Source organism: Pseudomonas sp. Pmew2, from assembly GCF_058129885.1.
Map to the genome: position 1 here is coordinate 5,203,804 of NZ_CM176702.1, position 14,557 is coordinate 5,218,360.

Genomic DNA, 14,557 nt, shown 5'->3' on the forward strand with positions numbered 1-14,557 from the left:
GGAGCGATGAAAAAACTACCGAAGTATTCCCCAGAGGTCCGTGAGCGGGCCATCAGGATGGTTTTCGAACACCTTCCTGAGTACGAGTCGCAGTGGGCCACCATCAGTGCCATTGCCCCCAAGATCGGCTGCACGCCCGAGACATTACGGCTGTGGGTTCGCCAATCTGAGCGCAACAGCGGCCAGCGTGATGGGCTGAGCACAGTCGAACGTGAGCGAGTCAAGCTCTTGGAGCGTGAGAACCGTCAGTTGCGTCAAGCTAACGAGATCTTGCGTAAGGCCTCAGCCTATTTTGCCCAGGCGGAGCTCGACCGCCCATTCAAACGATGAAGACGTTTATTGATGAAAACCGCCAGTCTTACGGGGTCGAGCCGATTTGCAAGGTGTTGCCAATCGCCCCGTCGACGTACTACCGGTACGCTGCTCAGCAGGCTGACCCCAGCCAGCAGTCAGCGCGTGCGCAGCGTGACCAGGAACTGGGTGAGCACATCCAGCGAGTCTGGGATGAGCACTTCCAGGTATATGGCGTGCGCAAGGTCTGGCGACAATTGCTGCGTGACGGACTGCAAGTCGCCCGCTGTACGGTGCAACGTCTGATGGGAGAGCTGGGCCTGCAAGGCGTGGTACGCGGCAAGCCCGTCAAGACGACGGTCAGCGACCAAGCCAGGCCGTGCCCGCAGGATCATGTCAACCGTCAGTTTGTGGCTGAGTGCCCGAACGCCCTATGGGTATCGGACTTTACCTACGTCAGTACCTGGCAGGGTTTTGTTTACGTGGCCTTCATCATTGATGTCTTTGCCCGATTCATCGTCGGTTGGAAGGTGTCCAGTTCAGCGCGTACCGATTTTGTACTCGATGCACTGGAGCAAGCCCTTTACGCCCGTCGCCCAGTCAAGCAGGGTGGACTCATTCACCACAGTGACCGTGGCGTGCAGTACGTGTCCATTCGCTATACCGAGCGTCTTGTCGAAGCCGGTATTGAGCCATCGGTCGGGAGTGTCGGTGACTCTTACGACAATGCTTTGGCTGAGACCATCAATGGTCTTTACAAGGCTGAAGTGATTCATCGACGCTCTTGGCCCACACGGGGGGCGGTGGAGCTGGAAACCCTGAAATGGGTGGACTGGTTCAATCACCGCCGCCTGCTGGAGCCAATCGGTCATATTCCACCGGTCGAAGCAGAAGCAATCTATTATCAGCAACTCACCGAGTCTGCCCAGGTGGCATGACTCAAACAAAAGGGTCTCCGAGAAACCCGGGGCGGTTCAATCACCAAGTTGAGTACGGCGTTCTCCAATTGGTTGGCGTCTGCAAAAACCCAGGGGTCTTCGGGGCTCAAATCGAACTTGATAATAATTTTTTCAGTAACGGTTTTCTGGAGCAGGTCGGCAAGAGCAGTGATGAGGTTATTGACCGATACTGCTTTTTCATCCAAAGACTGGCGTCGGGAGAATGCGAGCAATCTATCCGTGAGTGACGCGGCCCTTTGGGCTGAAATGAGTGCGGCGTCCATGAATCGCTCAACGCCTTCCAGTCGCCCACTGGCCATTCGGAGCTTGATCAGGTCGAGCGAGCCAATTACCCCGGTCAGCATGTTATTGAAGTCGTGGGTAATTCCGCCGGTCAATTGACCTACGGCTTCCATCTTCAAGGACTGTCGTAACTGCTCTTCGGCGCGGGCTCGCTCTTCACTCTCGGCCTTGAGCTGCTCAACAGCAGCGTTCAGCTCTTGCGTTCTGGCTTTGACTTGAATCTCTAGCTCTTCATTGAACCTGCGCAAATTCAGCTCAGCCTGTTTTTCATCGTTGATATCAACGATGACGGAGGCCGCACCAATTATGTGGTGTTTTTCGTCATACAGAGGTACAGCACTGACACGCATCCATGATTCCCGACCTGCATCCTGGCGATGATAAAAGTCCACGCCGGTTGCCGCATCGCCTCTCAGAGCTCTGGCACCAGGGAACATGTCGGGCTCCAGGCGCTGACCTTGCGCATCGAGCCCTACCCATCGTGCAGCGCCATCTGTCTGTCTGGAAGGAATCACATTCTCCGGCACATATTGGCGATACAAAGGATTGCTCACCAGGGAGGTCCCTTGTGTGTCCATGAAGCACACTCCAACCGGAATATTTTCGAGCAGGATCTGCAACCGGGTTCTTTCTTCAGCCAATTGAGTGAGACTTTGCCGCATCTCGAACTGACGCTCACGGGCTCGCCAGGCCGCGGCGATCGCGCTCAATAACGAGGATGAGCTGAGAGGGCGCTCCAGGACGATCACATGTCCTGCCGATTTTGGCAGCCTGCGCCTGGCCATCTCGGTGTCTCGCCCAGAACGACCTTTATTCGACGCGAGCAAGATGACGGGGATCTCCGACCATCCCGGTTGCCGGTCCAAAGCGTTTCCGAAACTCAGCACATCCCCGGAAAGGCTCTCCTCCGTGAGTATCACCAGACCAGTGCTTTCACCCAGAGCGATTGAAAGCGAGGCCAGGTCGTGGTGAGCTTGAACGGGGTAAATATCGCCAAGCAGTTTACCGAGGCTGATTGCATCTCCCTTGAAGGGAGCCACAATCATCAGGGTTTTGCGTTCAGAGAATTGCTCAGTCGCCACGCTTGCGCTCTTCCATCAGCGGAAGGTTGGCACCGAAATACTCTGGAGTACCCGTCAACACGCCGCGGAAATCGACTAATGGCGCACCGACGCGAATACCCCTGGAATCAATCCGGAGTTCGCGAATCGCATCCTCATGGGCTCCGGTGCGATGTTTCAGAACAGAGATGGCCTTGCGCAAACGTCCCTGCGCCTCGAAGAAACGAATGAGGATGACAGAGTCCGCGACATAGGAAATATTCAGGTTGGTTGACATCGACCCTACCAGCCCATGCTGAGGATTGATCAAGAACGTAACGACGCCCAGTTGGCTCAGGTATGAAAGCAACTCGTGCATCTGCAAGATCAGTTGCTGTTCCTGTGGCATCGCCGCCATGTAGCCGTTAAGTCTATCGACAACGATCATGGTACTGCCGCGCTCTTCGACCTCTGTGCGAACCCGCCACGCAAATTCCCCGGGAGAAATCTCGGCAGGATCGATTTGCTGGATGATCAACTGACCGCTCGATACGTGGCGACTTAACTCCATGCCCATGCTGTCTGCCCGGGAGATCAAAGTAGCAATGCGCTCATCGAATTCGTAGATGGTGCATTTTTCACCTCGTGCGCAGGCTGCCGCCAGATAGGCAAGGGTAACGGTGGTCTTTCCAGAGCCAGCAGGCCCTGTGACCAAGGTACTGGTTCCCCTGAGCGGGCCACCGACCAACAAGTCGTCCAGTTCCTTGACACCGCTAGGCACAGGCTCCGCTCTGAATGGGACATGGTGAGTGGCCGCAATCAACCTCGGATACACCTCCAATCCACCTCTGCGAATAGTGAAGTCATGAAAGCCTGCGACAAAGTCAACGCCTCGTAACTTTTGCACCTGAAGTCGCCTGCGGGCGGCACCGAAATCCAGCGTCAGCCTCTCAAGCGTGATCACACCGTGGCATAAGCTATGCAGATGGTTATCGCGTTCACCCGAAGAAGCCGTGAGATCGTCCACAAGCAGGACCGTGATATCCCGACCTGCAAAATATTGCTTGAGCGCCAACACCTGGCGACGATAACGCAGAGGATCCTGAGCCAGAAGCCGCATCTCGGAGAGGCTGTCGAAGACTAGCCGTCTGGGCTGAAGTTTATCGACTCGCTGCTGAATAAGCTTGATGGTATCGCCCAGCTCCGCCTCCCACGGATGCAGGATAGACTGCTCGTACTCATCGCCCAGTACTTCCTCTGTTGAGGAAAACTCAAACAAATCAATGCCGTCCAATGACCAGCCATGTGAGTGAGCGACGCTTTCAAGCTCTTCGCTGGTTTCTGAAAGCGTGATGTACAACACGGACTCACCGGCCTTCACCCCATCGAGCAAGAACTGGAGACCCAGCGTCGTCTTTCCTGCTCCAGGCGTACCCTCGAGTAAATAAAGCCTGTTGCTCGGTAGACCACCCTTAAGGATCGAGTCAAATCCGGCATTGCCCGTCGAGACAATCGGACGAGGTAGAGTCATTTTAGCCTCAAGGGAAAATGTGAGAGCACGTGTAAGTGTAAGGCCCGTCAGTATGGGGCCACCTTGAAAGCTGCGCCATTGGCAGATGAGCCGTTTCCAAAATAAATCAAACTTTGAAGGAGGGCTATTTCGTCGATTGAAACCAATAGCATTCCCGAGGATGCAATGAAGCTACAGTCCGAATGTTTATGTGGACTGACGGTGCTTAAACTTCTTGGCTTGCGAAGCTGAATCACAGCCCTCAACGTCGTCTGTCTGGTCTATGCTGGAAATTGATGGTTAATGAAGGGCCAGCATTTTTCACAAGGAGCAAAGCATGCGCAAACTCGTACTCTCAATGACTGCCGCTCTCTTCCTCGCTGGCGCTGTGGCGCCCGCGGCGTTTGCAGAGAGTGAGTTGGAAAAGGGCGTCCGACACGATAACCGTGAACTGGATAAGGGTGTTGATCATGACGCCAAAGAAGTGGACAAGGGCGTCAAGCATGATGCTGACGAGGTCGACAAAGGTGCAAAGCATGATGACAAGGAACGTCACAAGGCTGACAAGCATGTCGATAAAGAGGTTAAAAAAGATCTGTGAAAAAAAGCCTGCCACCGAGCAGGCTTTTATAGTCGGACCCCGTATAAAGGGTCCGACCTCTGTTACTGGATGTACGGTCAGATCTTGAAACTGTCGACCAGTTGCTTCAAACGACCGGCTTGTTGCGAAAGCGCGGCACAATCCTTGAGGGTTTCATTAAGGTTGGCCACACCTTGCTGATTAAGTGTGTTGATCTGGTTGATATCGATATTGAGTGTTTCCACAACCGCGGTCTGCTCTTCCGTGGCAGCAGCAACCGACTGGTTCATGCCATCGATATCACCAATGCGGCGCGTTACATCGCGCAGACGACTGCCCGCCTGATTGGCAACTTCGACACTTTCCTGACTCGACACCTGGCTTTCATTCATGTTGAGCACGGCATGCTGAGACCCGGTTTGCAGCCCGCCGATCATCTTGTGAATTTCATCAGCCGATGTCTGCGTGCGATGAGCAAGGTTGCGCACCTCGTCGGCAACCACGGCAAAACCACGTCCGGCTTCACCTGCACGGGCCGCTTCGATGGCAGCGTTGAGCGCCAGCAGGTTGGTTTGCTGCGAGATGCCTTTGATCACGTCCAGAATGTGGCCGATGTTGTCGGTACTGGCGTTAAGCTGCTCGATCTGCGTGCACGAGTCGCTGATTTTGGCGGACAACGTACTCATGGCGTGGATGGTTTTTTCGACCACCACCTGACCGTCTTCAGCCTGGGTGCGGGCCTCACTGGCCTGAATCGAAGCGTCCGAGGCGTTGCGGGCGATCTCCTGAGTGGCCGCGCCCAGTTCGTTGATCGCAGCGGCAACGCTGTTGGTACGGGCGCTCTGCTCGTCAAAGCCGACGATTGAAGAGTTGGAGGAATTGACCACTCGCTGCGACAGGTCATGCACCTGCAGTGTTGCGGAGGAGACCTCAGCGATGGACGCGTGCACGCGCTCCACGAACTGATTGAACGAGCCACCCAGCTCGGCAAACTCGTCCTTGCCCTGAATGCTCAGACGGCGGGTCAGATCACCCTCGCCCTGGGCGATGTCCTGCATCGCACGACCCATGTCGGTCAGCGGCCGCATCAGCGCACGGATCAGCAGGCTCAACAGCAAGGCAATCACGGCCACCGCAATCAGTACGGCGACCATCGCCGAGCTGCGGAACTGGCTCAACGGTGCATAAGCCTTGTCCTTGTCGATCGACAGACCAATGTACCAGTCGGCCGAAGGCAGCCCGGTGATCGGGGTAAACGACAGCAACCTCTGCTGACCATTGAGCGTGACCTCACGCAGGCGCGCATCCAGACTGAGGGGCTGGCCCGGGTAGACGTCCTTGAGGTTTTTCATCACCTGTTCCTTGTCCGGGCTGACAATGATCTGCCCGTCCCCACTGACCAGAAAGGCGTAACCGAGCCCGCCGAACTCCACCGAGTTGATGATCTTGACCAGCGTGTCCAGGCTCAGGTCACCGCCAGCCACGCCAGTTATCTGGCCTGCAGTCTTGACCGGGCTGGCGATAGTCACCACCAGGCCGCCCACGGAAGCCAGATAAGGCGGGCTGAGAATGGTTTTGCCGGCGTCGACGGTGGACCTGTACCAGGGCCGCTGACGTGGATCGTAGCCAGCCGGCATATCGACATTGGGCCGCTGGGTGAACACACCTTTGCTGTCACCGACGTAGGTGAACTGAAAGGTCGACACCAGCGAAGACTGCGACACCAGTCCGCTCAGGTCGGAATTGACCCCTTGGAAGGCTACGTTCTGGGTGAGGTTTTCCAGCACCAGAATGCGTCCGCTCAGCCAGTTCTGCACGCTGCTGGCCGTCAACTGACCCGCCTGGCCCACCGAGGACTCAAGGTTCTGATTGATGGTGGTGCGTTGCAGGTAGTCGTTGTAAAGGGTGAACAAGGCAAAGGCCAACACCACAACACCGGCCGCAGCCAGAAGAATTTTATGACGAAACTTCAAATTCATGACAAAGCATCTCAACGTGACGGGAAGAAGGCTCAGATGCCAGAACAACTTGTGACGTAAAAATGTCACGCACTGCAAAAGCAATGAACCTGAAGCGGGTAAGGTTTCCACTGTCGCGAGCATAGACAATATTTTGCCGCACCCTATGAGAGGCGGCGCTCTATTTCAGTCTTTTCAGCGATTCTTTATAGCGGTGCATTGCCGTGAACGATAGGGCCTGAAAAAGTATTTCAAGCGTTTTGAAACTTTCTCTTTTTTTTATTTCAGCTTGGCCACCACCTGCCGATAGTGTCTGTATACCACCCCCTGCCCCTGACCTGTATGCCATGCCTTTCAGGGGCTCTACTGCTTTAAATGGCTGTTGTTGGAGAATTCAATGAGTAGCTGGTTTGCAAACATCAGCGTCAATATGAAACTGGCCCTCGGTTTCGGTCTAGTACTTGTTTTTACTGCGATTCTTGCGCTGACTGGCTGGACCAGCATGAGCGGACTGATCAATCGCAGCAACTGGATGAGTGACATTACTTCGCTCAACTCCCAGTTGACCAAACTGCGTGTGACCCGTCTGCAATACATGGTCGCTGACGGCGACGAGAAAGTCGCAGAGACCGTTCAGGTCTCGCTGGACGGCTTCAAGAACTATCAGCAAAAGCTGCTGACCTCGTTCAAAAGTCCCGAAAACGTGAAAATGCTCGAGCAACTGGGAGTGGTGATCGCTGACTACCAGAAATCGCTGAACAGCATGCGCGGCGGGTACAAGGCCAGCATTGTGGCGCGTGATGAGCTGAGCACGAATGCTGACAAAAGCATTGATGTGTTTGAGCTGCTTCAGGCTGAAGTGAAAAAAATGGACCCTGCCGATGCCAATCGGTTCGAGCAATACCAGATCGTCACCGATGCAAAGGAAAACCTCAGGCTCGCGCGTTATGAGGTGCGTGGCTACACCACCAACCCTACGGCAGAAACTGAACAGACCGCCGTTGCAATGCTGGATTCTGCCATCAAGGATCTGGACACGCTGAAAACGACGTTCAGCGGCACCCAGGCTGATCAGCTCAAGCAGCTGGAAACCTCGTTGGCCGCGTACCGCAAAGCCCTGCAGAGCTTCAAGGCCGCAACTGCCGACATCGCTCAGGCTCGTAAGGAGATGACCGTACAGGGCCAGGATATCGTCAAGATCAGCGAAGCCATGTACCAACTGCAACTGGATCGCCGCGATCAGGAAAGCGCACAGGCTCGCACCACGCAGATCACCTGTACGCTGCTGGCAATTATTCTGGGCATGATTGCAGCGGTGATAATCACCCGGCAGATTACCCGTCCATTGCAGGAAACTCTGGCAGTGGTCGACCGTATTGCATCAGGTGACCTGACCCAGACCCTGGCAGTCACTCGTCGTGACGAGTTGGGCGTTCTGCAGCAAGGCATTCAACGCATGGGCAGCACGTTGCGCGAGCTGATTGGCGGTATCCGCGACAGCGTTGTGCAGATTGCCAGTGCCGCCGAAGAGCTGTCAGCGGTTACCGAGCAGACCAGCGCCGGCGTCAACAGCCAGAAAGTCGAAACCGACCAGGTGGCCACCGCCATGCATGAGATGTCGGCAACGGTTGCAGAAGTGGCTCGTAACGCCGAACAGGCCTCGCAGGCAGCGTCCAACGCCGACCGCGAAGCGCGCGACGGTGACAAAGTCGTGGGCGAAGCGATTGTGCAGATCGAGCGTCTGGCCAACGAAGTGGGTCGCTCGGCCGATGCCATGAACCAGCTGGAGCAGGAAAGCGACAAGATCGGCAAGGTCATGGACGTCATCAAGGCTGTGGCCGAACAAACCAACCTGCTGGCCCTCAACGCAGCCATCGAAGCGGCCCGTGCCGGGGAAGCCGGGCGTGGTTTTGCCGTGGTTGCCGACGAAGTCCGCGGCCTGGCACAACGCACGCAGCAGTCCACAGTCGAGATTGAAACACTGGTTGCAGCCCTGCAAAGCGGCACGCGCCAAGTGTCCAGCATCATGCTCAGCAGCCGCGAACTGACCGTCAGCAGCGTACAGCTCAGCCGTCAGGCGGGTACATCGCTGGGCAGTATTACCCAGACGGTCTCCAACATTCAGGCAATGAACCAGCAGATCGCTGCCGCCGCCGAGGAGCAGAGTGCCGTAGCTGAGGAAATCAGCCGCAGCATCGTCAACGTGCGCGATGTCTCCGAGCAGACCGCTTCGGCCAGCGAAGAAACCGCTGCCTCCAGCGTCGAACTGGCGCGCCTGGGCGGGCAATTGCAAACGATGGTCAGCCACTTCCGGATCTGATCACCCAGCGTTGACATCAAGCCCGGTCTTTACCGGGCTTGATTGTTTCTGCACTCCTGACAGTCACGCCTGCGGCGGCTGTCCGTTGGACGCTGACAATCCGCCATCCACCGGCAAATTCACGCCAGTCACGAAGCGTGCGTCTTCACTTGCCAGAAAGGCGATGACATCGCCGACATCTTCAGCTTCGCCTGGACGTCCCAGCGGGATGCGCTCCATGAATTTGGCCATCAGTGCCTTGTCGCCGAGCATGTCTTCAGTCAGCTCGCTGCGAGTCAGTGACGGGCAGACGGCGTTGACGCGCACACCGTCGGCACCGTGGTCCATCGCCAGCGCGCGGGTGAAATTGGTGATTGCGCCTTTGGCCGCGTTGTAGAAGCTCATGCCCCAGTCGCCGCCCAGGCCGGAAACCGACGAGACGTTGATGATGTTGCCTTTACTGGCGATCAGCGCCGGCATGGCGGTACGGGTGCAATAGAACACGCCATCCAGGTCCACTGACATCAGTTCTTTCCAGTCATCTACGCCCAACTCGGTGACTTTGCCGGACTTGACGATACCGGCGTTATTGACCAGCACATCCAGACGCCCAAAGTGCGTGGCGACTTCCTTGAACAGCGCTTCCACATCGCTTGGGTCCGCCACATCGGTAGCACGGACCAAATGACCTTCGCCCGCCAGTTGCGCGGCGACTTTGTCCAGCTTGTCGCGATTACGGCCTACCAGTACAACTCTTGCACCCTCTTGGGCAAAACGCTTGGCGGTGGCTTCGCCGATTCCGGAACCGGCCCCGGTCACCACAACAACTTTCTGGGTAAAACGATTCATGCAGCAGCTCCAAAAAAATAATGGGGTTATGAGGTGGACTGCCCGGTTGCACGCAGCGTTCAGTCCAAATCATTCACTGCTTTATGAGGGGTTAAAATCAGGTGAATCGGTAAACCTCGACTAACAGCGCGTTGACAAATCGAGACTGCGCTGCAAATATCACTGCGGTTGTACGACAACCTATAACGCCAAAAATAAAAACAAGACTGGGCCAACCATGAAAACTCTCGTCTGTACGTCTGCTCCACCGATTATCGAAGCTTCATCTGTTCCGACAGTTTCGCAGCACCCGACATCCTTTCAGATTCATAACATTCGCTGATACATGGCGAACGGTACTCGGCCGTCTGTCGGTCGAGGCCATGCCTGGCAACAGGCATCACGTAATCCTCAAAGGTGTCGGCTGCTGCTTGCGCGCGGCCAGAAAAGAGGACGGTTTCGATAAACAAGGGAGCAAAACAATAATGACATTTCACACCTCCCGCTCACGCATCCTGATGGGTGTTGGCGGCATGACACTGATTTTCCCGATGCTCGGCATGGCAGAGGGTTTCGTCGACGATACCAAAGCCACACTTACGCTGCGTAATGCGTACTTCAACCGCAACTTCACCAACCCGGCCTTTCCCAACAGCGCAGCTCCGCAGAGCAAAGCCGAGGAATGGACACAAAGCTTTATTCTCGACGCCAAGTCGGGCTTCACCCAAGGAGTGGTCGGTTTCGGGGTTGACGTGCTGGGCCTGTATTCGCTCAAGCTCGATGGTGGCAAAGGCACAGGGGGCACTCAGTTGCTGCCGATCCACAGCGACGGTCGCCCGGCCGATGATTTCGGCCGTCTCGGCGTTGCAGGCAAGGCGCGGGTTTCCAAAACCGAACTGAAAGTCGGCGAATGGATGCCGGTGCTGCCGATTCTGCGCTCCGATGACGGTCGTTCGTTGCCGCAGACTTTCCGCGGTGGCCAGGTGACGTCCAAGGAAATCGACGGCCTGACGCTGTATGGCGGGCAATTCCGCGGCAATAGCCCGCGCAACGATGCAAGCATGGAAGACATGTCGATGAACGGCCGAGGCGCGTTCACGTCCGATCGCTTCAACTTCGGCGGCGGCGAGTATGTCTTCAACGACAAGCATACCCAGGTAGGTGTCTGGTACTCGGAGCTGCAGGACATCTACCAGCAGCAGTTTTTCAACCTGCTGCACAGCCAGCCGGTCGGCGACTGGACCCTGGGGGCCAACCTGGGTTACTTCATCGGCAAGGAAGACGGAAACAAACTGGCCGGCGACCTCGACAACAAGACCGCTTACGCATTGCTCTCGGCGCGCTATGGCGGCAGCACGTTCTATGTCGGCCTGCAAAAGCTCACCGGCGATACGGCGTGGATGCGCGTCAACGGCACCAGCGGCGGCACGCTGGCCAACGACAGTTACAACTCCAGTTACGACAACGCCAAGGAGAAGTCCTGGCAGTTACGCCATGACTATAACTTCGCAGTGCTCGGCGTACCCGGCCTGACCCTGATGAACCGCTATATCAGCGGCGACAATGTGCATACCGGCAACATCACCGACGGCAAGGAATGGGGACGAGAGTCTGAACTGGCGTATACCGTACAAAGCGGTGCACTCAAGAACCTGAACGTCAAATGGCGCAACTCCAGCCTGCGTCGCGATTTCAGCACCAATGAGTTCGACGAGAACCGCGTATTCATCAGCTACCCTATTTCGCTGCTGTGAAACCTGTGGCAAAGCCTGCCTGAAAGCCCATCTACAGGGGCAGGTTTTGCCTTGTTACAAATGTGTCTGCACAGGCGGGCACACAGGTCGTTTTTATACTTTGGCCGCGTTGACAATCAGCGTATGCGGTGTCGATAATTCGGCAAGTCATACGACAACAGATGACAAAAATAACAATCGGGACTTTTCTCATGGCATCGGCTCATACCACTCAAACTCCCTTCAATCGCCTCCTGCTGACCGGTGCGGCAGGTGGCTTGGGCAAGGTCTTGCGCGAAACACTGCGCCCCTACGCAAACGTGCTACGCCTGTCCGACATTGCCGAGATGGCACCGGCGGTAGACGACAGTGAAGAAGTTCAGGTCTGCGATCTGGCTGACAAGGACGCCGTATACCGCCTGATCGAAGGTGTGGACGCGATAGTGCACTTCGGCGGTGTATCAGTCGAACGGCCGTTCGAGGAAATCCTCGGTGCCAACATCTGCGGTGTGTTCCACATCTACGAAGCGGCCCGTCGTCATGGCGTGAAACGCGTGATCTTTGCCAGTTCCAACCACGTGATCGGTTTCTACAAGCAGACCGAAACCATCGACGCGCACTCCCCGCGCCGCCCGGACAGCTACTACGGTCTGTCCAAGTCCTACGGCGAAGACATGGCCAGCTTCTACTTCGATCGTTACGGCATCCAAACCGTCAGCATCCGCATCGGCTCGTCGTTCCCTGAACCGCAGAACCGTCGAATGATGAGCACCTGGCTGAGCTTTGGCGACCTGACCCAGTTGATCGAGCGCTCCCTGTACACGCCAGACGTCGGTCATACCGTGGTCTACGGTGTTTCGGACAACAAGACCGTATGGTGGGACAACCGTTTCGCCAGCAAACTGGACTACACCCCCAAAGACAGCTCGGAAGTTTTCCGCGCCAAGGTTGAAGCCCAACCGGAGCCTGCGGCTGACGACCCGGCGATGGTTTATCAGGGCGGTGCGTTTGTGGCCTCAGGCCCCTTCGGCGATCAATAAACAGCCCCTACCTGTTGAAGAACTCTGCTTGCAGACGTTGGAGATACGACCTGTCATGGATGCCGAACTGATTGTCGATGCACAAAACGCCACAGGCGAAAGCCCGGTCTGGAGCGCACGTGACCAGGCGTTGTACTGGGTAGATATTCCGAAAGGTACGCTGCAGCGCTGGAGTTTCGCCGACGGCAGCATACGCACCTGGAAAGCGCCGCAGATGCTGGCCTGCATCGCAGCCGACAGCCGCGGCGGCTGGATTGCGGGGATGGAAGACGGCATTTATCATCTGCAGCCCTGCGAAGACGGCAGCCTGATCAGTACTCTTCTGGCAAGCGTCGAACATGCACAGACAGGCATGCGCTTCAACGATGGCCGATGCGACCGACAAGGACGCTTCTGGGCCGGCACCATGCTGATGGACATGGCAGCAGGCGCAGTGGTAGGTGCGATGTATCGCTACAGCGCCGGGCAGAAGACACTCGATGCACATTTAAAGGACTTCATTGTCCCCAACGGCCTGGCGTTCAGCCCGGACGGCAAGACCATGTACCTGTCCGACTCGCATCCCAGCGTGCAGAAGATCTGGGCTTTCGATTACGACACCGATAGCGGCACGCCGCACAACCGTCGCCTGTTCGTGGACATGAACCACCACCTGGGCCGCCCTGACGGTGCAGCAATCGACACCGATGGCTGCTACTGGATCTGCGGCAATGACGCGGGCCTGATCCACCGTTTTACGCCCAACGGAAAACTCGACCGCTCGCTGGTCGTGCCAGTTAAAAAACCGGCCATGTGCGCTTTTGGCGGCCCCAATCTCGATACCTTATTCGTAACGTCCATTCGCCCGGGTGGCGATATCAGCGACCACCCATTCGCCGGTGGTCTGTTCGCTTTGCGCCCTGGTGTCAAAGGCCTGGAGGAACCCGTGTTTCAGGGCTGACAGTGCCCAACGAAAATCCCATAGCTCGACCAAAAATAACAAAATCGGAGATATCCATGGATTTCAAACGCAAGCTTCTCATCGCTGCACTTCCGTTGGCCTTCTGCGTGTCAGGCATGGCTCAGGCAGAAGTCAAAATCAAGTTCGCCGAGGTTCCTATGCGCCGGTCGTGGCGGAACAGAACATGGGCAAGAAGCTCGAAGAGCAATCCAAGGGCGAGATTACCTTCAAGATGTACGCTGGCGGCGTGCTCGGCTCCGAGAAGGAAGTCGTTGAACAGGTCCAGAGTGGTGCCGTGCAGATGACCCGTGTCAGCCTGGGCATCGTCGGCCCGGTCGTGCCGGACGTCAACGTCTTCAACCTGCCGTTCGTGTTCCGTGATCAAGCGCACATGCGCACGATTATCGACGGCGAGATCGGCCAGGAAATTCTCGACAAGATCACCAACTCGCAATTCAATATGGTCGCACTGGCCTGGATGGATGGCGGCACCCGCAACCTGTACACGAAGAAACCGGTACGCCAGATTTCCGACCTCAAAGGCATGAAGATCCGTGTTCAGGGCAACCCGGTATTCATCGAAACCATCAACGACATGGGCGGTAACGGCATCGCCATGGCCACTGGCGAAATCTTCAGCGCCCTGCAAACCGGCGTGATCGATGGTGCGGAAAACAACCCGCCGACCTATTTCCAGCACAACCACTACCAGAACGCGAAGTTCTTCACGATTACCGAGCACTTGATTCTGCCCGAGCCCATCGTGATGGCGAAAGCCACTTGGGAGAAGCTCAAGCCGGAGCAACAGGCGCTGGTGAAAAAGCTCGCGCGTGAAGCGCAGATGGAGGAGCGCGCGCTGTGGGACAAGTCGTCAGCCGATGCCGAAACCAAGCTCAAGGCTGCTGGCGTGGAGTTCATCACCCTGACGCCGGAGCAGAAGAAAGCCTTCTACGACGCCACCCAGCCGGTGCGTGACAAATTCGGTGCGCCCTACAAGGATTTGATCAGCCGCATCGAAGCGGTCCAGACCAATCCGGCACTGGCTGCACCGAGCACCCAAGCGGCCCAATAAGCCTGTCCGATTATGCTGCGCGAAT

The 14,557-nt window shown here is 56.5% G+C and carries 10 protein-coding genes, 3 pseudogenes and 1 other annotated feature; of the genes and pseudogenes, 8 read left to right on the forward strand and 5 right to left on the reverse strand.

Features of this window, described 5'->3' with window-relative positions; genetic code table 11:
* Window positions 1-6 precede the first annotated feature (6 nt).
* A protein-coding gene (locus AC4ANK_RS24105) for an IS3-like element IS51 family transposase (RefSeq protein WP_095178853.1) occupies window positions 7-1,229 on the forward strand; the annotation gives its coding sequence in 2 pieces (ribosomal slippage) (window positions 7-292 and window positions 292-1,229; 1,224 coding nt in all).
* Window positions 285-401 (forward strand) — a sequence feature (AL1L pseudoknot). (Overlaps the previous gene by 117 nt.)
* On the opposite strand, the gene AC4ANK_RS24110 is transcribed toward AC4ANK_RS24105, so the two are convergent.
* Together AC4ANK_RS24110 and AC4ANK_RS24115 are read right to left on the reverse strand one after the other, a co-directional pair.
* A complete protein-coding gene (locus AC4ANK_RS24110) occupies window positions 1,196-2,614 on the reverse strand; it encodes a histidine kinase dimerization/phospho-acceptor domain-containing protein (protein ID WP_460384310.1) in 1,419 nt (472 codons plus the stop codon). The genes AC4ANK_RS24105 and AC4ANK_RS24110 overlap by 34 nt on opposite strands.
* Window positions 2,604-4,103, reverse strand: a complete 1,500-nt coding sequence (locus tag AC4ANK_RS24115) for an ATPase domain-containing protein (RefSeq protein ID WP_057446336.1) — start codon at window positions 4,101-4,103, stop codon at window positions 2,604-2,606. The genes AC4ANK_RS24110 and AC4ANK_RS24115 overlap by 11 nt, the downstream gene beginning before the upstream one ends.
* A gap of 316 nt (window positions 4,104-4,419) precedes the next feature.
* Here AC4ANK_RS24115 and AC4ANK_RS24120 point away from each other — a divergent pair, with 316 nt between their 5' ends.
* Window positions 4,420-4,683, forward strand: coding sequence for a hypothetical protein (locus AC4ANK_RS24120; protein ID WP_005747060.1), 264 nt, complete (start codon window positions 4,420-4,422; stop codon window positions 4,681-4,683).
* Between the two features lie 77 nt (window positions 4,684-4,760).
* Here AC4ANK_RS24120 and AC4ANK_RS24125 read toward each other — a convergent pair whose 3' ends face one another.
* Window positions 4,761-5,621, reverse strand: a complete 861-nt coding sequence (locus AC4ANK_RS24125; RefSeq protein ID WP_369812069.1) for a methyl-accepting chemotaxis protein — start codon at window positions 5,619-5,621, stop codon at window positions 4,761-4,763.
* A gap of 45 nt (window positions 5,622-5,666) precedes the next feature.
* A pseudogene (locus AC4ANK_RS24130) lies at window positions 5,667-6,764 on the reverse strand (cache domain-containing protein); the annotation flags it as partial.
* 388 nt (window positions 6,765-7,152) lie between these two features.
* Here AC4ANK_RS24130 and AC4ANK_RS24135 point away from each other — a divergent pair.
* Window positions 7,153-8,037, forward strand: a pseudogene (locus AC4ANK_RS24135) (methyl-accepting chemotaxis protein); the annotation flags it as partial.
* Between the two features lie 198 nt (window positions 8,038-8,235).
* Window positions 8,236-8,940 (forward strand): methyl-accepting chemotaxis protein, encoded by a 705-nt coding sequence (locus AC4ANK_RS24140; RefSeq protein ID WP_369812070.1) that lies wholly within the window; start codon window positions 8,236-8,238, stop codon window positions 8,938-8,940.
* A gap of 63 nt (window positions 8,941-9,003) precedes the next feature.
* On the opposite strand, the gene budC is transcribed toward AC4ANK_RS24140, so the two are convergent.
* Window positions 9,004-9,768 carry a meso-2,3-butanediol dehydrogenase gene (gene budC / locus AC4ANK_RS24145; protein WP_002556158.1) on the reverse strand — a complete coding sequence of 255 codons (765 nt, stop codon included), beginning with the start codon at window positions 9,766-9,768 and terminating at the stop codon, window positions 9,004-9,006.
* Window positions 9,769-10,232: 464 nt separating this feature from the next.
* Between budC and AC4ANK_RS24150 the strand changes: the two genes are divergently transcribed.
* The 4 genes and pseudogenes from AC4ANK_RS24150 (at window position 10,233) to AC4ANK_RS24165 (ending at window position 14,532) form a co-directional block, all read left to right on the forward strand.
* Window positions 10,233-11,501: an OprD family porin gene (locus tag AC4ANK_RS24150; protein ID WP_031595879.1), complete on the forward strand. Its 1,269-nt coding sequence runs from the start codon at window positions 10,233-10,235 to the stop codon at window positions 11,499-11,501.
* A gap of 191 nt (window positions 11,502-11,692) precedes the next feature.
* Entirely contained in the window at window positions 11,693-12,520 is an 828-nt protein-coding gene (locus AC4ANK_RS24155; protein WP_031595880.1) for an NAD-dependent epimerase/dehydratase family protein, read from the forward strand.
* Between the two features lie 55 nt (window positions 12,521-12,575).
* Window positions 12,576-13,460 (forward strand): glucurono-1,5-lactonase, encoded by an 885-nt coding sequence (locus AC4ANK_RS24160; protein WP_002556155.1) that lies wholly within the window; start codon window positions 12,576-12,578, stop codon window positions 13,458-13,460.
* A 56-nt stretch (window positions 13,461-13,516) separates the two neighbouring features.
* Window positions 13,517-14,532: pseudogene (locus AC4ANK_RS24165) on the forward strand (TRAP transporter substrate-binding protein).
* The last annotated feature ends 25 nt before the right edge of the window (window positions 14,533-14,557 follow it).